Here is a 21,064-nt window from a genome sequence, read left to right on the forward strand (position 1 = left end):
CAAAAGCACTCGATGAAGACAACACTACTTTTAGCATTCTTGTTTCTGTATGGAACCATAAATGCGCAGATCAATGGAAGTCTAATGCAGTATCCAGATGTCTCCGACTCCCAAATTACTTTTGTTTATGGCGATGATGTGTGGATAGTTTCAAAGTCGGGAGGTACGGCCAGTAGATTAAGTTCACCAAAAGGAATTGAGCGGTACCCAAAATTTTCACCAGATGGGACCATGATTGCATATACCGCCAATTATAACGGAAACAGCGATGTATATGTTATTGAAACAAAGGGTGGAATACCAAAACGGCTTACCTATCATGGTATGTTTGATCGCGTTTTGGGCTGGACCCCGGATGGAAAGGCCGTGTTGTTCTCCTCCTCAAGGGAAAGTGGGCGCCAGCGATACAGCCAGTTTTATACTGTTCCCGTGAATGGTGGATCGCCCAAAAAATTACCGGTACCCTATGGCGAATATGCCTCGTTTTCTCCAGATGGACAAAAGATTGCCTACACAGACAGGTCTCGGGTAAATAGAAACTGGAAACGATACCGTGGAGGAACCGCGCCCGATGTTCTTGTTTTCGATTTGAATTCCTTTCAGACCGAAAATATTACTAAAAATAACGCCAATGATGAACTACCCATGTGGAATGGGGAAACCATTTATTATATGTCCGATAATGGCCCTAATAAAAGAAACAATTTATGGCAATATGATATTGCCGGTAAGACCAACAAGCAGCTGACCAATTTTACGGATTTCGACATTACTTTTCCGGAAGTGGGCCCTTCGGATATCGTTTTTGAGGCCGGGGGCAAGCTTTATCTGTATAACCTTTCCTCAGGCAATACTTCCGAGGTCAACGTTAGGTTAATTTCAGATCAAAAAGGTCTTATCGCAAAACAAAAGAATGTCGCCTCGTTTATGCAATCCGCCACGCTTTCCCCGGATGGGAACAGGGTGGTGGTGCAGGCCAGGGGGGAATTGTTTGACCTTCCTGCAACAAAAGGTTTTGTAGCCAATTTAACATCCAGCCCTGGAACTGCGGAAAGAAAACCATCCTGGTCACCGGATGGAAAGTACCTCGCCTATTGGAGCGACGCTACAGGAGAGTACCAATTGACCTTACACAATATGATGGGTAATCAAAAGCCAAAGACGATTACTAATTTCAAAAATGGTTTCAATTATACCATTTACTGGTCCCCGGACAGCAAAAAAATAGCTTATGTAGATCAATCCATGGCCATAAACTATGTAGATATTGATACAGGCCAAATAGTGGAAATTGATCAGGGTAAATATATGTTTGAAGGTGGTCTGCGCAACTTCAGTGTTTCGTGGTCCCCGGATAGTAAGTGGCTTGCCTATAACCGAGGGACTGATAATCCTTCGACTTCTGCAATTTTTCTGTACAATATAGATGCCAAGAACGTATCACAACTTACCTCGGGCTTTTATTCCGATAGCTCCCCTACATTCAGTAAAGATGGTAAATACCTGTTTTTCAGTACCAATAGGACTTTCCAGCCTGTATATTCGGATTTGGACAATACGTTTATCTATCCCAATGCCACCATTTTAGCGGTGGGTACTTTAGACGGGTCGACGCCTTCCCTGTTGGAAGTAGAAAATGATGCCTTTGAAGCACCTAAGAAAGAAGAAGACAAGAACGGGGATAAAGACAAATCCAAAAAGAAGAAAAAGAATAAAAAAGATGAAGACCCCGAAGAAGAGGCCAAAACCATAATTAAGATCACGGGTTTTGAAAATCGCGTGGAATTGTTGGATGTGGCGCCGGGTAATTTAGATGACCTGACAACAGTTGATAATAAACTATTGTTTGTGCGCTTTCCCAATTCCGGTTCACCGGAAGGAGCATCTCCCTCGTTGGATTATTTTGATTTTGAGGAAAAGGAGGTCAATACCATTGTATCTGACGTATCCAATTATGAAGTTTCTGCGGATGGGCAAAAAGTGTTGGTTCTTCAAGGTGAAAAATTGGCCGTATTGAACATTGAGGCCGATCAAAAAGTAGATGAGACCGTTCCTACTAAAGATATGACCATGACCCTGGTTCCCAAAGAGGAATGGAAACAGATTTTTAACGATGTATGGCGATTTGAACGTGACTATTTCTATGACCCCAACATGCATGGGGTGGATTGGGCAGCCATGAAAACACGTTATGGGGCATTAGTAGATCAGGCCAACTCCCGAAATGACGTGAATATTATTATAGGTGATTTGATTGCCGAGCTAAATGCATCCCATACCTATACTGGTGGTGGTGATATTGACAATGCGGACAGAATAAGTGTCGGCTATTTAGGGGCGGATATTCATTTAGAAAATGGTCAATATCGTATCAAAAAAATCATTTCTGGGGCACCTTGGGATGCAGAAGTGCGATCCCCATTGTCAAAACCTGGTGTGGATATTAATGAGGAAGATTATATCCTGGCCGTAAACGGCGTTCCGTTGGACACCACCAAACCCTTATCCGCTGCCTTTCAAGGTTTGGCCGGGGCTACCGTGCAATTGACGGTAAACAAAACTCCATCTCCTAGCAATGCTAAAAAGGTACTCGTAGAGACCATGCGATCCGAGACAAGACTACGCCATTTGGCATGGATTGAAAACAACCGTCAACGTGTGGCCGAGGCTACCGATGGGCGGATCGGTTATATCTATGTAAGGAGTACCGGATTGGACGGGCAAAACGAACTGGTAAGACAGTTTTACGGACAGATGAGTAAAGAAGGCATGATTATAGATGAACGGTTCAATAGCGGTGGTCAAATACCGGATAGGTTCATCGAATTGTTAGATAGAAAGCCTTTGGCATTTTGGGCCGTAAGGGATGGAAAGGATTGGGCATGGCCTCCTTCCGGTAACTTTGGGCCCAAAGTAATGCTCATCAACGGGTTTAGTGGATCAGGTGGGGATGCCTTCCCGGATTATTTTAAAAAGAGAGGCCTGGGTCCACTGATAGGTACTCGTACCTGGGGTGGATTAATAGGCATCTCTGGCGCCCCTAACTTGATAGATAATGGCCGTATAACCGTGCCCACCTTTAGAATGTACAATCCTAAGGGTGGCTGGTTTAAGGAAGGCCATGGGGTTGATCCGGATATAGAGATTGTAGAGGATTTCCAAAAACTAGCCAATGGCACGGATGTTCAATTGGAAGCTGGTATAGAGGAGGTATTGAAGCTTATAAATAATGGTAAGAGTTTTAAAGCCCCGTCAAGGCCGGAATTCGAAATTCGAAATTAAGTTTTAATAAATCAGGTATTTTTTTCTGATTTTTTTGAACTTTTCCAAATCTGGTTGCCAACTTGCCTTTATTTCTTCCTCGGTGCTTCCGGCCTCGATTTGCTGTTGCAATTTTTCCGTGCCTGCATGTCTGGTAAAGCCGTTGGTGTTGAATACTTTGCTTTTATCTTCAGCGTTCATATAAGCGTCTAGTAACCATTGTAAGGAGACCTCGCTCATTTTAGGCTGTTGGGAGAGGTCTTTCCCGTAGCAAACTTCTCCATTTTCTTTAGGGTTTTTGGAACCGAAATTAGGTCGCGGCCAATATTTAAAACTGTATTGTGACTTGTCTAAAAAGGAAGCACCGTAGCGTTGAAATTGAAATTCCGTTCCCCTACCGGCGTTGATGTTGGTACCTTCAAAAAGCCCAAGACTGGGATAAAGATTAATGGCCGTATCATTGGGTAAATTGGGAGAAGGCCGGATGGGAAGACTATATGCCGTCTGATGGGTATAGTTTTCCAGAGGAATAACGGTAAGATCAGCCTGTATACTATCATTAAGCCATCCCTCTCCATTGATCATTTTTGAATATTCACCAATGCTCATACCGTAGACCAAAGGGATTTCGGTCATGCCCAAGAATCCGGTATGTGCTGCTTCCATAGTAGGTCCATCCACGTAATGTCCGTTGGGATTGGGTCTATCCAGTACGATTAGGGGAATACCATTCTCGGCGCAGGCTTCCATGACCAACTGTAACGTGGCAATGTAGGTATAGAATCGTACCCCCACGTCTTGAATGTCAAAAAGGATAACATCCAAGTTTTCAAGATGTTCCGGATAAGGTTTTCGGTTTTTGCCATAAAGCGAAATCAAGGGCAGTCCCGTTTTGGTATCCGTCCCGTCCTTTACCTTTTCTCCGGCATCGGCCTGGCCCCGAAAACCATGTTCTGGAGCAAAGACCTTTTGGATCTGTATTCCGAGCTTAAGTAAAGAATCTACCAAATGAACATGGGATTTCGTTGTTTCGTCTGCTGTTCCTTTAAACAGCACACTGGTCTGGTTGGCAACAACGGCCACTTTTTTTCCTTGTAACATTGGGAGGTATTTTTCCGTCCTGTTCGCTCCGACCACAACCGGAAGTATTTGATCGGATGCATTTTTCAAATCTGTTTCATCCGATGCGGGCTTCTGGGACTTGTCCACGTTTCCGCAGGCCGAGACAATCAAAAACCACAATAAAAATGTATTTTTGAGATTGGAGAAAATCACCATCTTTTGAATTTTGAATATTTCATTGCCAAAAGGCTCATTACCGGTAAGGAACATAAAGTTAGTATTTCCGCACCGATAATAAAAATAGCAATAGCCGCAATTGCTTTGGGCATCCTTATGATGCTGATCGCCATCGCTACAGGTCAGGGTCTTAAGGAAAAAATCCGTGAGAAAGTCTCTGCTTTTAACGGGCATGTCCAGATATATAACTACGACAATAACAACTCCGAGGTATCCGTTGTTCCTGTTTCCCTGGAACAGGATTTCTATCCCGAGTTTAAATCGGTAGAAGGAATTTCCCATATACAGGCCGTGGCCAGTAAAGGAGGAATCATACGTACAGAGGAAACTTTTGAAGGCATTATTGCCAAAGGGGTCGGCAAGGACTACAATTGGGATGTTTTTAAAGAATACCTGGTAGATGGGCAATTACCGGATTATACCGGCAAACTGAATGATGAGGTATTGCTTTCGCTCCGAATGGCCAGTCGATTGCGGTTTAAAGTAGGGGATTCTTTTTTTGCTTTTTTCTTAAAGGACGGGGATGCCTCCAAAACTCCAAATCAACGCAGGTTTAAGGTAACGGGCATTTACGACAGCGGTTTTGAGGAAATAGATAGTAAGTACATCTTTGTAGATATCCGCCATATTCAACGGATGAACAAATGGACAGAAAATCAAGTAGGGAATTTTGAGATTTTTCTGGATAGTTTTGACGATATTGACACAAAGGCCAATGAAATATACGGCAAGACGCTTTCGAATCTAGATACCCAGACCATCACCAGTAAATATTTTAAGATTTTTGAATGGATCGGTCTTTTCGATTTTAATATCGCCCTTATTATAGGTATTATGATCATTGTAGGTGGTATTAATATGATTACGGCACTATTGGTCTTAATTCTGGAACGTACCCAAATGATAGGTATTTTAAAGGCTTTGGGATCTCCAAACTGGAGTATACGAAAGGTTTTTCTTTACAATGCCGCCTATTTGATAGCAGTAGGTCTATTTTGGGGAAATGCCATTGGGTTGATTCTGTTATGGTTACAGCAGAAGTTTATGATTTTCAAGTTCCCCAATCCGGAAGAATACTACATAGAATACATACCAGTGTCTATAGATTTACCTACCATACTCATTTTGAATGTGGGAGTGTTGATATTGTGCCTTTTAATGCTTTTACTGCCCTCCTATGCCATTACAAGAATTACACCTGTGAAAGCGATACAGTTCGAATAGTTACGAGTTTTAAGGTTTGACCGGATACTGCTTTGAAATGACCTCTGAATTTGAGCTTGAACTTCACATTTGAGTTTGAGCTTGAATTGGTTCTGCTTATCTTTGGCCCCGCATGGAATACGCAAAAAATATACTAGATACCATAGGGAATACCCCTTTGGTAAAGATCAATAGACTTACCGCCGAACTACCTTGTCTGGTATTGGCCAAGTACGAAACTTTTAATCCCGGGAATTCCGTTAAAGATAGGATGGCCCTTAAAATGATAGAAGATGCGGAATCTAACGGACTCCTGAAACCGGGAGGTACCATTGTTGAAGGCACATCCGGCAATACCGGAATGGGGTTGGCTTTGGCCGCAACCGTTAAGGGATATAAGCTTATATGTGTTACTACGGACAAGCAGTCCAAAGAAAAAGTAGATATACTAAAGGCTATGGGAAGTGAAGTGCATGTCTGCCCCACGGATGTAGAACCGGATGACCCTAGAAGCTATTACTCAACAGCTAGAAGGTTGGCCCAGGAAATTCCCAATGCCTGGTATGTAAACCAATATGATAATCCGTCCAATAGCAAGGCACATTTTGAAAGTACCGGCCCGGAGATTTGGGAGCAGACCCAAGGAACGGTCACTCATTTTGTGGTGGGTGTAGGTACGGGAGGAACCATTTCCGGGGTGGGCAGATATCTAAAATCCAAAAATCCCGATATCAAGGTCTGGGGCGTGGATACCTACGGTTCTGTTTTTAAAAAATATCATGAAACCGGTATTTTCGATAAAAATGAGATCTATCCGTATATCACCGAAGGTATCGGCGAGGATATCTTACCTAAAAATGTAGATTTCAATATTATTAACGGCTTTACCAAGGTAACCGATAAGGATGCCGCGGTCTATACGCAACGCCTGGCCCGTGAAGAGGGCATGTTCTTAGGCAACTCGGCAGGTGCCGCCGTTAAGGGTGTCCTTCAGCTTAAGGAACATTTTAAGAAGGACGATGTGGTAGTAGTTCTTTTCCATGACCACGGAAGTCGATATGTAGCCAAAATGTTCAATGATGAATGGATGCGCAAGCAGGGGTTTCTGGATTAGTTTTGGTATCTTGAGTAACAAACCCATTGTATGAAAGTCAGAGGTTATCTTCCCATATTGGTGCTGGTTTTTTTGAGTCTTGCCCTACAATCCCAAAAGCTCAAAAGAACTGAAAAGAAGATTGCAGCCTCTGTAGAAAGCAACAATGCGGCTGCTATCGATTTTTTGGAAAAAGTGGTCAACATCAATAGTGGTACCCTAAATTTGGAAGGTGTACAAAGGGTAGGCGAGGTTTTTCAAAATGAATTTGATGCCCTAGGCTTTGAGACCACTTGGATTTCTATGCCCAAGGACATGAACCGTGCCGGACATTTGTTCGCGGAAACCTCAGGAAACAAGGGCAAAAAACTACTTTTAATAGGTCACTTGGATACCGTATTCGAGGAGGATAGTCCTTTTCAGCTGTTCAAAATGGTCAACGATAGCATTGCCCATGCACCGGGTGGTAATGATATGAAAGGAGGTAATGTTATTGTTCTTTATGCCCTTAAGGCTTTACAGGAGAATGGTTTGTTGAACGATGCCCAGATTATTGTGGCATTTACCGGTGATGAGGAAAGTACGGGAAAACCTTTAGAAATCAGTCGTAAGGATTTGATAGAGGCCGCAAAGCGCAGTGATATCGCCTTGGGATTTGAAACCTCCACGGGATTCAACTATGCAACGGTAGCCCGTAGAGGAGCTTCGGGATGGGAGTTGAAGACTACAGGTGCACGCGCCCATTCCTCAGGTGTTTTTAGTGAAAGGACCGGGGCGGGGGCCATTTTTGAAATGTCCCGTATCCTAAATGGATTTTATGAAGAAGTGAAAGGAGAACAGTACCTTACCTTTAATCCAGGTGTATTACTGGGCGGCACCTTTATCGATTACGATATAAAATCCGGAAAAGGTGAGGCGTTCGGTAAAACCAATGTAGTTCCGCAAACCGCATTGGTTAGAGGTGGGCTCCGATTTATGTCCGAGGAACAAAAGGAAAGGGCACGGAATAAAATGCGTGAAATCGTGGCGGACCACCTACCAAAAACTACGGCGGCAATTAGTTTTACCGATAGCTATCCGGCCATGGAACCTACCGAAGAGAATAAAAAGCTTTTGGAGCAGTTGAACCAAGTAAGCTTGGATTTGGGCCAAGGTGAAGTTTTGGCCTATGATCCCGGAAAGCGTGGCGCTGCCGATACCTCTTTTGTAGCCGAGTATGTAGATTGCCTGGATGGATTGGGTACCATGGGCTCCGGAGCACATACGCCTCAGGAAACGGTAAACCTCAATACGATCGAAGCCTTGACCAAACGTACCGCAATTTTAATATACAGATTAATAAATCAGTGAACATGATTCACCTACAACTCGAAAATCAAAGGGTCAAAATCGATGCTGGGGAACTCGTGGGCTATCAAGTGGACGGACATGAATTCATCCATCAAAAAGGAAGTCCCGGCTGGCGCAGTTCGGATACGGAAATGTTTCCGATAATCGGGCCAACTACCGAAGCAGAATTTAAAGTTGCTACTCCTAAGGGTGATGCAAGCCAAGATCAACACGGATTACTACGGGAAATGGGATATACACTTCAATCCCAATCCGATACCAAAGCGGTGTTCCAAAAGGAATACATAGCAGGTGCAACCATTAAGAATTCAAAATACCCGAAAAAATCTACGGAAGAGGAGTTGTCTTGGCCTTACAATTTCCAATTCATGAAGCATTTTGCGCTTACCAGCAATGGTTTGGAAATCACGTTTACAATCTCTGGTGATAAAGGGATGCCTTTTATGCTCGGCTATCACCCGGCTTTTAAATTGCACACAAAAAATCCGATGATCAATACAGGAGTTAAGGTCATTTCGCTACCGGAGATTCTGGCTGTAGGAAGTAGGGCATTACAAGTTCCTGATTGTAACGAAATCATGCTAAAGGACAAAAAGGAATTGCTTATTAAAACCAAAGGTTTTGGACATTTTATGCTATGGACGGAAGTCTCGAATATGGTGTGTGTCGAACCGATTACGTTTTACCCCTATGCCGTTGATCAGAGAAATTTACAACAAGGCTTTCAACAGTTGAATAGCGATAAAAAAGAATTCATCGTATCCATAATTCCCATATGATCAACGAAACTTTACAACAAAACTATGATTACCTTTTTGAGGCAGCATTGCTCCAAGAGATCAGCGACGTGGCCGTGTATAAGAAAGTAGAAGAAGGGGAACTTTTGATGGACATCGGCCAACCCATTACCCATATGCCTCTTCTGATCAATGGTGCCATTAAAATACTTCGGGAAGATGATAAGGGAGACGAATTGGTGCTCTATTATATTGAAAGAGGGGATACCTGTACCTTGACTTTTTCCTGTTGTATGGGTAAGAATACAAGCGAGATTCGTGCCGTGGCCGAAACGGATACAGAGCTTTTTATGATTCCCGTGGGTCAACTGGAAATCTGGATGGCCAAATACCAAAGTTGGCGGGAGTTTATCTTGGAGAGTTACCATATACGGGTCAAGGAGCTTCTCGAAACAGTGGATACCCTGGCTTTTATGCGAATGGACGAGCGACTACTAAAACATTTGCAGGACAAGGCCAAAGTAAACCATGATGAGGTTATCTCAACTACCCATCAGGAGATTGCTTATGACCTGAATACCTCCAGGGTGGTCATTTCCCGATTGTTGAAAAAGCTGGAAAAAGAAGGTAAGATTGAAATGCATCGCAATCAAATAAAGGTGTTGGAGCTTTAGTTTTGACTTGCCATAACTATGTGTCTTGCTCCTTCCCTTGTACAAGGGAAGGTGTCCTCCCGACAAGGGTTGGGAAGACGGAAGGGTTGGAAAATTGTATCCAGACTAACGCCCCCTCATGGTCAGGAAATAAAAATTGACATATTCTAAAACAATCTCTAAGTTTAGCTCCTGAAAAAACTATCACCTCTTGCATGAAAAAAAATTTGACTTTGCTTTTCGCTTTCATTTGCATCACTCTAAATGCCCAGAAGACCATGAATGATTCCCTTCCTTATGCGACAATCCCTAAGGCACCTGAAATAGTTACTCCTGGTACGGTAGTCTCCAGAATGATAGATGGTCTGGGCTTCCGCTATTATTGGGCCACAGAGGGACTTACCACAAACGAATTGGGCCATCGACCGGAAAATGGAGGTCGTACCATAGCGGAAACTATGGACCATGTGTACAGTCTTTCATTGACCATTTTACGCTCGGCCCAAAAACAACCGCGTGATTTCTCCGTAAAGCAACCGCAGATGGGTAATGCTGAAAAACGAAAAAAGACTTTGGAATACTTGTCCGAGGCGAGTACCCTTTTTAAAACAACGGAAGATTTAGACGAACATAAAGTCATTTTCATACGGTCCAAGGGTACTTCCGAATTTCCAATTTGGAACCTGATCAATGGACCTATCGAGGATGCTGTTTGGCATGCAGGACAGATAGCGACACTTCGCCGCATTGCGGGTAATCCGATGAATCCCAAAGTGAATGTCTTTTTAGGGAAGTCGAATGATTGATTTCAAAAAATCAAGAAAGTCGGATTGTTTCATAAAGTACTAAAGACAAATAATCAGAACAGATTCCCGTCCTAAAAATAATTCTTAGATTGTCATAAAGGAAAAGGACATGCAAGAATTCTTGTTGATACTAAAAGGTGATGGTATGAACCATCTCTCCCCAAACGAACTACAAGGTATTTTGGAGGACTACAAATCATGGGTGGATGAATTGGGGGAAAATTATTTGGGAGGTCAAAGGTTAGAAGAAAATGGCGCCTTGCTCCGATCCAAGGACGACGCGATTTTGACTGATGGCCCTTTTCTGGAATCCAAGGAAATTATTGCCGGATTTTTCCTGATTCAAGCCAAGAATCAGAAAGAGGCCAATGCAATTGCTCTTTCTTCTCCTCATCTCGGTCTATATTCCATTGAGGTACGGCCTATTGCCTTTCCCAAAATGAGCTAGGTTTTGGTCTACCGGAGCGAACAGATCGTAGAGCGCCTTTTTCGAACAGAGTATGGAAAACTTCTAGCGACCCTTACAAGACTCTTTGGTCCATCGCAAATACAATTGGCCGAAGATGTGGTCCAGGAAACATTGATTTCCGCCTTGAGTAGTTGGAGTACGGGACAGATACCTGCTAACCCAACAGGCTGGCTGGTACAAGTTGCCAAACGGAAGGCGTTGAATGAAATAAAACGCAAGCATATGATGCTAAGACATCATCATATCCACGTTTCGTCACACAATTCCGTAGAAGATATCGATGCCTTTTTTTTGGATGATGAAATAAAGGATAGTCAACTTCGGATGATCTTTACCTGTTGTCATCCCGCTTTGGATGCAAAATCACAGATTGCCCTGATATTGAAAACACTTTGCGGATTTGGTATAAAGGAAGTGGCGAAGGCCTTACTTTCAACGGAGTCTACAATGAACAAGCGCCTGTATCGCGCAAAGGAAAAAATTAGAAAAACAGAAACTCCATTTATTATTCCACAAGGGAACGAGCTTATGGAAAAATTGGATACCGTTGGTCTAAGCTTGTACCTATTGTTCAATGAGGGATACAATGCTACCGATGGAGAATCGGTTATTAAAAAGGAATTGTGCCTAGAGGCCATTCGATTGGCCAAATTATTGGTAGACCGTTACCAAGATGATCATAAACTGAATGCCCTACTTGCGCTAATGTGTCTCCATACGGCCAGGTTCGATGCCCGAATTGATGATAAGGGAACCATTATCCTATTTGAAGATCAAGATAGAGGTCTTTGGAACAAGGATTTGATTCATATTGGTATGGGATACCTCAAAAAATCACTTCATGATACTGGTATTTCGGCATATCATGTGGAAGCTCGCATTGCAGCGGAACATTGCCTGTCGGCCAGTTTTGAGGAAACCAATTGGCAGGTTATCCATGAGCACTACCTATTATTAGAAAAATTAAAACCCAACCCGATAATCCAACTAAACCTGGCTATCATTCAAAGCAAACTTCAAGGGGTGAAAAAATCACTCTCCCTCTTGGAGCATATTGCTAAAAATGACGATTTAAAAGAATACCACCTGTTGCCGGTAACTCAGGGCGTCTTTTATATGAAACTTCGGGACTATCAAAAAGCAAGGGTCTTTTTGAAAAAGTCGCTAGCCATGGGGCCTTCCCGTAAAGAGATTGTCTTTATACAGGATAAAATCAAGGAATGTGAAAAAATGCTCCCAAAGGATTGACCTGTTGGGAACTATATTTTCTTACCAGGGCTGGCCTTTACCTTTTTCACAAAAGGATACCAAACTGTCCATAAAATGATTCCAAGTTGCTTTGGTCTGCTCAAATGGTTCCTGCCCCTGCCACTTTTGATCAAAACCGGTATGGGAGAAAACAACATCGCAACCATTCGTGGATTCTCTTATTTCAGTATGTATCTTGGTACCTATCCATGCCGGATTGGGCATAGAAATGCATTCCCAAACGGCTTTTTTATGGGGTACAAGCTCCAAGGTTACAAAACCCATTTCGACCAGTGTCCCCTGTTTATCGAATTTCAACAAAGAGTTTTCCCCTTCGGATTCTCCCACGGAACAGTCTTTTGACCACCAACCGCAAATCCCGTCTTTTGTGGTAACAGCCAGATAGATTTTTTCCGGGTCGGCCTTAATGTGCAAATTGTGCGTAATGTCCATTGTATTTGATTTTGTATATACTTGTTTGACAAATGAACTTGTGGAAGTAGGACAGGATTGGATGGTTTGTAGACAAAAAAATAGGATTAAGACAGTGTTTTTAGACCTGATGGTCCTCAGGTTTTGTTCCGGTATTTTTAACTATTTTCGTTGGTAATGCTTCATTGATAAACGTGAGAAAAGCTGTTTTCAGTTTATTTTTTTTGATTTGGGTAATCCTTTTTTCGGGATGTAAGGACTCCAATGTAAAAAGGAAAAGGTCTCCAGAAAAGCCTACGGCAGTGGTTCGGTTTGCCGCCCTCCCGGAAACCATAAAATCGCCTAAGGACAATTCCACCACGCCCGAAAAGGTAGCATTGGGAAAACTACTGTTTTACGATCCCATTCTTTCGGGCAATAAGGATGTAGCCTGCGCCACTTGCCATCATCCAAATACAGGATATGCAGAATTTTTGGATATTTCCATGGGTGCCAATGCCCATGGGTTAGGCAGTAAACGCAGGTTTAATGTTCCCAATGACATCCCTTTTGTAAAGCGTAACGCCCAAACCATTATTAACACAGCTTTTAATGGTATGGACGTGTTCAATAGCTATACTCCGAAAAGTGCCACCATGTTTTGGGACGACCGCATAAAAAGTTTGGAAAACCAGGCATTGGAACCCATTAAAGCCCTTGAGGAAATGCGAGGCCATGGTTATTCCGAAGAAGGAATATTGGAGGTGGTTATGGAGCGCTTAAAACAAATACCGGAATATCAAAAGTTGTTTGCACTGGCCTTTGAGGAAAACGGTGCGATTACCGTGGAAAACTTGGGGAAGGCCATCGCTGCCTTTGAACGTAGCCTGGTCACCAACAATTCCCGTTTTGACCAATACATGCGGGGGGATAAGGAGGCCATTCTTATTTCCGAGCAAGAGGGTTTTGAACTGTTTCAAAAAGTGGGCTGTGCCAATTGCCATAGCGGTCCCATGTTCTCAGATTACAAACCCCATGTCCTTGGGGTTCCGGAAAACAAGAAATTATCCGTTCCTGATACGGGAATCGGGGACAGTTTTGCCTTTAGGACCCCTACCTTACGCAATCTTCGTTTTACCGCTCCCTATATGCACAATGGCAGTTTGAAGAGTTTACAACGTGTACTCGAGTTTTATGAGGACATTGCCAATGGGAAAGAACGAAATCCTCATGTGCCCAAGGAAGACTTTGATCCTTTTGTTCGCGAGCTGAAATTGAGCGTTAAGGAAATGTCGTTAATTATTTCCTTCTTGAACACCTTGAACACCTTGAACGATGATAATTTTGACAAGAAGATCCCCCGATCCGTACCGAGTGGCCTTCCCGTTGGTGGTAACATCCACTAAACAAATGCATCGGTAACATGGGTTACTGGGCATTGTTCTTTTATTGGTACATTTGATTCATGCAACGCTTCTTCCCGTTCTTGCAATGGTTTTCTGGTTACAGCAAGAGTTGGCTGGCCAAGGATTTGATGGCCGGACTTACGGTGGGTATTATTCTAATTCCTCAAGGTATGGCCTACGCCATGATCGCGGGCCTGCCACCGGTTTATGGACTCTATGCCTCCTTGGTACCAGTACTGGTATACGTCTTTTTGGGAACTTCGAGGAAATTGAGTGTCGGTCCGGTGGCCATGGATTCCCTATTGGTTGCCGCCGGTCTTGGTGCCCTTTCCATTAGCGGTCTGGAGAACTATATTGCCATGGCTATCTTTATGGCCTTTTTGGTAGGGACCATTCAATTGATTTTGGGGCTTTTGCGTATGGGTTTCTTGGTGAATTTTTTGTCCAAACCTGTAATTAGTGGTTTTACATCGGCCGCAGCTCTCATCATTATTTTTAGTCAATTGAAGCATCTTCTGGGCATTTCGGTTGAAAATAGTAGCCATTTTCATGAGTTGGTTGGCCGCATTCTGGAAAAAGTAATGGAGACCAATCCCTTGGACTTCACTATTGGTGGTCTTGGTATTGTGATTATCTTATTGCTTAAAAAATGGAACCCAAAAATACCTGGGATTCTCTTAGTAGTGGTACTGGGTATTTTAGCGGTCTTTGCACTGCAATTGGAGCCTTATGGGGTTCATATTGTTGGGCGTATTCCCAAAGGGCTGCCCAATTTTCAGATGCCACAGATTAATCTAAATAATCTCATGGACCTATGGCCTATTGCACTCACCCTGGCCTTGGTAGGTTACACGGAAACTATTTCCATTGGTAAATCCCTGGAGGGGAAAAGCGGGAGGGAAACTATGAACGCCAATCAAGAATTGGTGGCCTTGGGTTCCTCAAATATAGTAGCGTCATTTTTTCAGTCATATCCCATTGCGGCCAGCTTTTCACGCTCGGCGATAAATCAAGAGTCTGGGGCAAAAACCAACTTGGCATCCATGTTCAGTGTGGTTTTGGTTGTAATCGTCCTCCTTTTTTTAACGCCAATATTCTACTATCTACCCAACGCTGTGCTGGCCAGTATCATCATGGTCTCGGTTTTTGGTCTTATCAATGTATCGTATCCCAAAGAGCTTTGGACGTATCGCAGAGACGAGTTCATGGTTTTAATGGTAACTTTTTTGATTACACTTTTCATAGGTATTCCCCAAGGTATTTTGATCGGTGTATTGTTTTCACTGGTACTGATGGTCTATAAAAGTTCCAAACCTCATTTTGCGGTTTTGGGTAGAATCAAGGAATCCGATTATTACCGGAACATAGACCGATTTAGCAACGAAATTGAGGTGCGTGATGAACTGCTGATCGTTCGTTTTGATGCACAATTGTACTTTGGCAACAAGGACTACTTTAAAAAACAGTTGTTCAAACATATTGAGGCCAAGGGCCAAGGGCTAAAAGCCGTGATACTTAATGCTGAACCTATAAATTATATAGATTCCACAGCCACTCAAATGTTGGTACGGATAATTGATGAATTACACCAAAAAAATATTCAATTTTATATGGCACGGGCTACTGGGCCAACCCGGGATATTATTTTTAGCAGTGCCCTTATTGATGTACTTGGAAAGGAATTTCTCTTCGCGCGCACTACTGAGGCGGTCGATCACTTTGATCATATAAGGATCCCAACAGAACTTGAAGAGAGAGTAGCCTATCAAAATCTAACAAAGCGTAACTAAGGTTACGAAAGATTCGCGTAAATCGCCGTACTTTTATATCAAGGATTGTAAAAAATCAATTTCAATCCTTAAGAAACCAAGAATAGAAAATTGACACTATGAACATAGAACAGATTTACACCGGTTGTTTGGCCCAAGGCGCCTACTATATAGAAAGCGATGGTGAGGTTGCCATTGTGGATCCCCTCAGAGAGGTAGAACCTTATTTAAAAAGGGCGAAGGAAGACAATGCACAGATCAAATACGTTTTTGAGACCCATTTTCATGCCGATTTTGTAAGTGGCCATATTACCCTAGCCAAGGAGTCCGGTGCCTCCATTGTATACGGACCAACGGCCAAGCCATCGTTTGATGCCATAATAGCCGAGGACGGGCAAGAATTTCAAGTAGGAAAATTGACCATTGCCGTTTTGCATACCCCAGGCCACACCATGGAGAGTACAACTTATCTTTTAAAAGACGAAAAGGGGAGGAACCATGCCATTTTTTCCGGGGATACCTTGTTCCTAGGTGACGTGGGAAGGCCTGATCTTGCCCAAAAAGCAGCGCATATGACCCAAGAGCAACTGGCCGGATTGTTATATGACAGTCTTCGTGAAAAAATAATGCCATTGGCCGATGAAGTTATTGTATATCCGGCCCATGGTGCAGGATCGGCCTGTGGTAAGAACATGATGAAGGAAACCGTGGATACCTTGGGGAACCAAAAGAAAGTGAATTATGCACTCCGTTCGGATATGACCCGGGAGGAATTCATAGAGGAGGTAACCGAAGGACTACTTCCACCTCCAAAGTACTTTCCCCATAACGTTAAGATGAACAAGGAGGGGTATGAGGATATTGATGAGGTATTGGAGCGGGGGACCAAGGCGCTTTCACCGGAGGCCTTTGAGGCCACGGCCAATGAAACTGGGGCCATGGTCTTGGATGTACGTCATCAAGATGAATTTATAAAGGGGCATATCCCGCGATCTATATTTATAGGGTTAAATGGTGATTTTGCGCCTTGGGTAGGGGCTTTGATAGCGGATACGGCCCAACCTATTCTTTTGATAATACCGGAAGGAAAGGAGGAGGAAACCGTTACAAGATTATCCCGTGTGGGCTTTGATAAGACCTTGGGGTATTTGGATGGCGGTTTTGAAGCTTGGAAAAAGGCCGGAAAGGAATTTGATACCATCACTTCAGTATCTGCGGATATGGCAAAGAAAAATCTTGAGAATAACGAAACACCCGTTTTTGACGTCCGAAAGGAAAGCGAATATAAATCGGAACATGTGTTGAATGCGCAAAATGCACCCTTGGATTTTCTTAATGACCATATGGCTGAATTTCCCAATGAGGGGACATTTTATGTGCACTGCGCAGGCGGGTATCGTTCGGTAATTGCGGCATCGATTCTAAAAAGTAGGGGTATCCATAATTTAGTAGATATTGCGGGCGGATTTGGGGCGCTAAAAAAGGAAGGTGCGGAGGTAACGGAATATGTTTGCCCCACTACGCTTTAGAATAAGTTGGCTGTGGCATGATGCGCCTCATGGTATTCCTTGACCGGAATCTATAATTTGTGTTCATGAAATTAAACCAAGCTGGTAAAATTTTTTTGGTTTGCCTTATATGTGTTGGTATTGTTACCGCAACGGTATGGGTAGTTGAATCATTAACAAAAACAATTTGAGATGAAAAAAAATATGGGAGGTACCGATAAGGTCGTTCGTATTCTATTGGCCATAGCGGCCGGACTTTTGGTCTATTTTGAGGTGGTACAGGGAACATTTTCCTATATCCTATTGGCACTGGCGGCCATTTTTGTTTTGACCAGCCTTGTCAGCTTTTGCCCGTTGTACGGTATCTTTGGATTAAATACCTGTGGCCTTAAAAAGTAAATGATCAAAATGGGAAAGCTATATCGGGAGAAAATCTTGTTAGTTGATTTATATCATGTTTTAAGAAATTCTCCTGGTTTATTTTAGCCGGCAGAATAATCTAAACCTTTAAAGATGCAAACACTACTTCCTTTGGTGAACTGGAGCAACGGTATAGTTATGATAGGTGTCTTTGCCCTTGTGGTCATTGCTTTGATAGCTATTTTGGTAAGCCTTATGAATAGCGGTAAAAAAGATGAGGGCCAAACTTAAATCCTTCTTCATATCCGTTCATCTAAGCTTTCATTTTTTCAGCCCATTCTATTTCTTTTTATTGGAATGCATTAATTCATAATCCGTATCTTTCCGAATCCTCTAAATGTTAATAAAATCTTAATGTTATAAGGGAATCGCAGCAAACTAATACGTATCTTTAACAGGAATTACTTTACTTGAATGTTTAAAAATTTTATTGAGCGGGTAGGGGTGATGAATTGTATATTACTTCTTGTAGTACTTTCCATTATCGTTGTCTCGGAATATCTATTTCTAAGCGGAAAAAAATTGGATGCCATTTTTGTGGCATTCTGGGCACCGACCATATTGGGTTTTATGAATTATTTAAAGTATAAAAAGTAGTGGATTTTATTTTGATATATTCCATTTTTGTGGCCGTCATATTTATGATATGGCTCCTTTTTATAATTCGCATGTATCGGAAAATGGGAGACTAGACTCGGGTATTTTCGGTGAAGTAAGATTCCACCAACGTGTTTCCTTTCATTTTGTTTAAAAAAGATGTAAGGATGCCTTTAACTTCCAAGGTGTCTTTCTGGGGCAATAGAAAGGTTTCCAAATCCTCGAACGAGCTTATATCCATATCCTTTGCAACAAACCCATAACCTAGATAGGTATCGTTGCGCACTAAAACAAAGGCATCTTCCATAGGGGTTCTTCCTTTTTGCTTTATAATGAAGTCCGATTTTTTTGAACGAATATGCATCAGGGCCGCTTGTACTTTGTCATTATATTCGGATATAGATTCCGTTCCCCTACAGACTCCGTCACAGGATGTAACACGGTAGTGGGAACAGCTGTTTACATTTTCCTGCAAATGGCAGTACTTGGGACAAAGACCAAAGGTCTCGCATAACTCCTCCAAATACAATCTGCAGTCCGTTGGACTGTAAAAAGTGGACAGGGCATTGGGTACCATTTTCAGATGATTAAAGGCCAAATGTAGGATACCCTTTCTGTCCTCATAACTAAAAATGCCATAGGGGCGCAAATTTCTTTTTTGGGACCGATTGTACTCCGGAAAATGTTTTTTTATGGCGGCAGATTCCATAAGAAGCGCTAGAAGGTTACTACCGGAAAGTTCAAAATCGATATGGTTGGTCTCTTGGCACATTTGCACTTCCTTGTTGGCCTTGTCATAAAAATGGCTCAACACCCTTTTTTTGATATTTATGGCCTTCCCCACATAGATGATTTTTCCCTTGGCATTTTTAAAATAATAGATACCGGGTTGGGTAGGCAAATTTTCAAAAACATCTTTAGGTAGGGAAGGAGGTAAGGTAGCTTCTTGTGAACGGGCGTTGAGAAATGTTTTGAAAACCTTTTCCGCTCCATGGGCACGTAGTAATTTTTGAAACAATAAAACAGTGGCATGGGCATCTCCTCTTGCCCTATGCCTGTCTTTTAAGGGAATATTGAGCGAAGTACATAATTTTCCCAGACTGTAGGAATGGTAACCCGGGAACAGTTTTCTCGAAAGGCGTACCGTACATAGTTTTTTTCGGACAAAATCCAGACCAATTTCCTTAAACTCGTTTTTAAGGACATTATAATCAAAATTAACGCTATGGGCCACAAAAATGCAATCCTCCGTAAACTGTAAAATAGTTGAAGCCAAAGCTTCAAAAGTAGGTGCATCACGGACCATTTGATTATCAATTCCGGTTAGCCCGGTGATAAAATAGGGAATCTCACATTCCGGATTTACCAATGAGGTAAACTCGTCCACAATGGCATAACCGTCATACTTAAAAATGGAAATCTCGGTAACCTTGTTTCCCTTTATCCCGTTTCCGGTAGTCTCTATGTCTACTATGGTATACACTAATTGTTTTAAAAAATTCCCTATCACTGGGAGTTTTGGTGCTCAGTTTTCCAACTGTGGCCCCGCAGTTATCCTTGATGAATATCTCGCGGCGGGATTTAGTAGTTAAAAATAGTCCATTTTCCACATACCTACCCGAACACGGAAATCATTTTTTACATTTGTTTCATTACGAACCACTTTTCGGACATGGACCTAATCCTAGTGCTTACCGTCATTTCCGTTACCCTTTTCACAGTGCTGGGCCTCTTTCTTTTGGTCACCCAGAAAGGGAATAAACGGGCGAATAGACTTCTGGGCCTCTTCTTTTTTCTTTGGGCACTTGATTTTTTGGATGGTGTTTTACTACTTAAAGGGTTTTATCTCAACTATCCCAATTTTGCACTATGGGCCGAGCCTCTCATTTTATTATATGGTCCCCTGTTATATTTCTATACGCTACAGCTTACATCGCCCAAGAAACGACCAAATTATTTTCAACTTTTACACTTGATTCCCTTCGTTGTCGGGATTCTTGCAATGATTCTGGTCTACCATATACATCCCGTGGATCAGAAAATGCAAATATTGAAGGGCATCGTAGGTATGGAACAGGATTTTAGATCTCTACTGGGCTTCGCATTGGTCTATGTTCACCTTTTCTATTATATCCACATTTCCAAAAAAGAGATCAAGCGCGTAACCAAGAATGTGGAATGGTACTTTTCCCAACGCTATTTGGTTTGGTTGGATAAATTATTGAATGCCCTGGTCGTTGTCCTTCTGATTTCCATTGTGAACGGAATCCTGCAGTATAGTGCCCTAAAGTTTTATTTTGAAATAAGTCTGATTGTAATTCTGGTATTGGTCTGTCTGTTTATAGTTAGGCTAATCCTCAATGCCCTGGACGAACCTTTTATTATCCCCAAATTGGATGGGGTAAAAAGAAATTCTGGAATCCCACTGGATCTAAAGGAGTCTGAAGAGATTTTTACCAAAATTCAAGTTGCCCTAAAAGAGAAACGATTGTTCATGGAATCGGACTTGACCTTGGGCCATCTTTCCGAAGCAATTGGGTGTTCCAGTAGAAAAGTATCCCAGGTAATCAATGATAGCATGGGCCATAGTTTTTTTGACTTGATCAACACCTATCGCATAGCAGAGGCGCAAAAAATTTTCAAGGAACGGAAAGACCCTAAACTTACGGTCTTGGAAGTGATGTATGAGGTGGGCTACAATTCCAAGTCCTCTTTTAACACGCAATTCAAGAAAAAAACGGGTATTACCCCATCAGAGTTCTTAAAGTTGAATACCTAACGTTCAACTTTCTACATATACAAAATCGAACCCATAAAAAAGGGTTCGACTTCAT

At 42.4% G+C, this 21,064-nt stretch carries 19 protein-coding genes; 16 read left to right on the plus strand and 3 right to left on the minus strand.

Annotated elements, in window-relative coordinates; all coding sequences use genetic code 11:
- The first annotated feature begins 12 nt into the window (after positions 1-12).
- Positions 13-3,282 (plus strand): S41 family peptidase, encoded by a 3,270-nt coding sequence (locus tag ACP2AF_RS10025; protein ID WP_425236019.1) that lies wholly within the window; start codon positions 13-15, stop codon positions 3,280-3,282.
- A 3-nt stretch (positions 3,283-3,285) separates the two neighbouring features.
- Here the strand turns inward: ACP2AF_RS10025 and ACP2AF_RS10030 are convergent, their stop codons facing one another.
- Positions 3,286-4,539: an exo-beta-N-acetylmuramidase NamZ family protein gene (locus ACP2AF_RS10030; RefSeq protein ID WP_425236020.1), complete on the minus strand. Its 1,254-nt coding sequence runs from the start codon at positions 4,537-4,539 to the stop codon at positions 3,286-3,288.
- Between the two features lie 3 nt (positions 4,540-4,542).
- Here ACP2AF_RS10030 and ACP2AF_RS10035 point away from each other — a divergent pair, with 3 nt between their 5' ends.
- From ACP2AF_RS10035 to ACP2AF_RS10070, 8 genes are all read left to right on the plus strand, one after another.
- Positions 4,543-5,784: an ABC transporter permease gene (locus tag ACP2AF_RS10035; protein WP_425236021.1), complete on the plus strand. Its 1,242-nt coding sequence runs from the start codon at positions 4,543-4,545 to the stop codon at positions 5,782-5,784.
- Positions 5,785-5,896: 112 nt separating this feature from the next.
- Positions 5,897-6,877 carry a PLP-dependent cysteine synthase family protein gene (locus tag ACP2AF_RS10040; protein WP_425236022.1) on the plus strand — a complete coding sequence of 327 codons (981 nt, stop codon included), beginning with the start codon at positions 5,897-5,899 and terminating at the stop codon, positions 6,875-6,877.
- A gap of 30 nt (positions 6,878-6,907) precedes the next feature.
- On the plus strand, positions 6,908-8,206 hold the full coding sequence (locus tag ACP2AF_RS10045) for a M20/M25/M40 family metallo-hydrolase (RefSeq protein ID WP_425236023.1): 1,299 nt from the start codon (positions 6,908-6,910) through the stop codon (positions 8,204-8,206).
- Between the two features lie 2 nt (positions 8,207-8,208).
- Positions 8,209-8,985, plus strand: a complete 777-nt coding sequence (locus ACP2AF_RS10050; RefSeq protein WP_425236024.1) for an aldose 1-epimerase — start codon at positions 8,209-8,211, stop codon at positions 8,983-8,985.
- Positions 8,982-9,617, plus strand: coding sequence for a Crp/Fnr family transcriptional regulator (locus ACP2AF_RS10055; RefSeq protein ID WP_425236025.1), 636 nt, complete (start codon positions 8,982-8,984; stop codon positions 9,615-9,617). The genes ACP2AF_RS10050 and ACP2AF_RS10055 overlap by 4 nt, the downstream gene beginning before the upstream one ends.
- A 194-nt stretch (positions 9,618-9,811) precedes the next feature.
- Positions 9,812-10,402, plus strand: a complete 591-nt coding sequence (locus ACP2AF_RS10060) for a DinB family protein (protein WP_425236026.1) — start codon at positions 9,812-9,814, stop codon at positions 10,400-10,402.
- A gap of 109 nt (positions 10,403-10,511) precedes the next feature.
- Entirely contained in the window at positions 10,512-10,850 is a 339-nt protein-coding gene (locus tag ACP2AF_RS10065; RefSeq protein ID WP_425236027.1) for a YciI family protein, read from the plus strand.
- A 3-nt stretch (positions 10,851-10,853) separates the two neighbouring features.
- Positions 10,854-12,119 (plus strand): RNA polymerase sigma factor, encoded by a 1,266-nt coding sequence (locus ACP2AF_RS10070; RefSeq protein WP_425236028.1) that lies wholly within the window; start codon positions 10,854-10,856, stop codon positions 12,117-12,119.
- 21 nt (positions 12,120-12,140) lie between these two features.
- Here ACP2AF_RS10070 and ACP2AF_RS10075 read toward each other — a convergent pair whose 3' ends face one another.
- Complete coding sequence (locus ACP2AF_RS10075; protein ID WP_425236029.1) at positions 12,141-12,572, minus strand: SRPBCC family protein; 432 nt, start codon at positions 12,570-12,572, stop codon at positions 12,141-12,143.
- A gap of 173 nt (positions 12,573-12,745) precedes the next feature.
- On the opposite strand from ACP2AF_RS10075, the gene ACP2AF_RS10080 reads away from it, so the two are divergent.
- The 6 genes from ACP2AF_RS10080 (at position 12,746) to ACP2AF_RS10105 (ending at position 18,230) form a co-directional block, all read left to right on the plus strand.
- Positions 12,746-13,936 (plus strand): cytochrome-c peroxidase, encoded by a 1,191-nt coding sequence (locus ACP2AF_RS10080; RefSeq protein WP_425236030.1) that lies wholly within the window; start codon positions 12,746-12,748, stop codon positions 13,934-13,936.
- A gap of 59 nt (positions 13,937-13,995) precedes the next feature.
- Positions 13,996-15,726: a SulP family inorganic anion transporter gene (locus ACP2AF_RS10085; protein ID WP_425236031.1), complete on the plus strand. Its 1,731-nt coding sequence runs from the start codon at positions 13,996-13,998 to the stop codon at positions 15,724-15,726.
- A 98-nt stretch (positions 15,727-15,824) separates the two neighbouring features.
- Complete coding sequence (locus tag ACP2AF_RS10090; RefSeq protein ID WP_425236032.1) at positions 15,825-17,234, plus strand: MBL fold metallo-hydrolase; 1,410 nt, start codon at positions 15,825-15,827, stop codon at positions 17,232-17,234.
- 171 nt (positions 17,235-17,405) lie between these two features.
- Positions 17,406-17,612 (plus strand): YgaP family membrane protein, encoded by a 207-nt coding sequence (locus ACP2AF_RS10095; protein ID WP_425236033.1) that lies wholly within the window; start codon positions 17,406-17,408, stop codon positions 17,610-17,612.
- 114 nt (positions 17,613-17,726) lie between these two features.
- Positions 17,727-17,864: a hypothetical protein gene (locus ACP2AF_RS10100; protein ID WP_425236034.1), complete on the plus strand. Its 138-nt coding sequence runs from the start codon at positions 17,727-17,729 to the stop codon at positions 17,862-17,864.
- Positions 17,865-18,047: 183 nt separating this feature from the next.
- Positions 18,048-18,230 (plus strand): hypothetical protein, encoded by a 183-nt coding sequence (locus ACP2AF_RS10105; protein ID WP_425236035.1) that lies wholly within the window; start codon positions 18,048-18,050, stop codon positions 18,228-18,230.
- A 91-nt stretch (positions 18,231-18,321) separates the two neighbouring features.
- Here the strand turns inward: ACP2AF_RS10105 and ACP2AF_RS10110 are convergent, their stop codons facing one another.
- Complete coding sequence (locus tag ACP2AF_RS10110) at positions 18,322-19,713, minus strand: exonuclease domain-containing protein (RefSeq protein ID WP_425236036.1); 1,392 nt, start codon at positions 19,711-19,713, stop codon at positions 18,322-18,324.
- A gap of 189 nt (positions 19,714-19,902) precedes the next feature.
- Between ACP2AF_RS10110 and ACP2AF_RS10115 the strand changes: the two genes are divergently transcribed.
- Entirely contained in the window at positions 19,903-21,009 is a 1,107-nt protein-coding gene (locus tag ACP2AF_RS10115) for a helix-turn-helix domain-containing protein (RefSeq protein ID WP_425236037.1), read from the plus strand.
- Positions 21,010-21,064 lie beyond the last annotated feature (55 nt).

It is taken from the genome of Ulvibacterium sp., from assembly GCF_965248315.1.
In the GTDB taxonomy this organism is placed as follows: Bacteria; Bacteroidota; Bacteroidia; order Flavobacteriales; family Flavobacteriaceae; genus Ulvibacterium.

Bases quoted from the DNA above. Each gene is read 5' to 3' on its own strand.
- ACP2AF_RS10075 (WP_425236029.1), bottom strand. From the start codon at position 12,572: ATGGACATTACGCACAATTTGCACATTAAGGCCGACCCGGAAAAAATC.
- ACP2AF_RS10025 (WP_425236019.1), top strand. From the start codon at position 13: ATGAAGACAACACTACTTTTAGCATTCTTGTTTCTGTATGGAACCATA.
- ACP2AF_RS10100 (WP_425236034.1), top strand. From the start codon at position 17,727: ATGCAAACACTACTTCCTTTGGTGAACTGGAGCAACGGTATAGTTATG.
- ACP2AF_RS10065 (WP_425236027.1), top strand. From the start codon at position 10,512: ATGCAAGAATTCTTGTTGATACTAAAAGGTGATGGTATGAACCATCTC.
- ACP2AF_RS10055 (WP_425236025.1), top strand. From the start codon at position 8,982: ATGATCAACGAAACTTTACAACAAAACTATGATTACCTTTTTGAGGCA.
- ACP2AF_RS10085 (WP_425236031.1), top strand. From the start codon at position 13,996: ATGCAACGCTTCTTCCCGTTCTTGCAATGGTTTTCTGGTTACAGCAAG.
- ACP2AF_RS10050 (WP_425236024.1), top strand. From the start codon at position 8,209: ATGATTCACCTACAACTCGAAAATCAAAGGGTCAAAATCGATGCTGGG.
- ACP2AF_RS10045 (WP_425236023.1), top strand. From the start codon at position 6,908: ATGAAAGTCAGAGGTTATCTTCCCATATTGGTGCTGGTTTTTTTGAGT.
- ACP2AF_RS10095 (WP_425236033.1), top strand. From the start codon at position 17,406: ATGAAAAAAAATATGGGAGGTACCGATAAGGTCGTTCGTATTCTATTG.
- ACP2AF_RS10115 (WP_425236037.1), top strand. From the start codon at position 19,903: ATGGACCTAATCCTAGTGCTTACCGTCATTTCCGTTACCCTTTTCACA.
- ACP2AF_RS10060 (WP_425236026.1), top strand. From the start codon at position 9,812: ATGAAAAAAAATTTGACTTTGCTTTTCGCTTTCATTTGCATCACTCTA.
- ACP2AF_RS10090 (WP_425236032.1), top strand. From the start codon at position 15,825: ATGAACATAGAACAGATTTACACCGGTTGTTTGGCCCAAGGCGCCTAC.
- ACP2AF_RS10040 (WP_425236022.1), top strand. From the start codon at position 5,897: ATGGAATACGCAAAAAATATACTAGATACCATAGGGAATACCCCTTTG.
- ACP2AF_RS10105 (WP_425236035.1), top strand. From the start codon at position 18,048: ATGTTTAAAAATTTTATTGAGCGGGTAGGGGTGATGAATTGTATATTA.
- ACP2AF_RS10030 (WP_425236020.1), bottom strand. From the start codon at position 4,539: ATGGTGATTTTCTCCAATCTCAAAAATACATTTTTATTGTGGTTTTTG.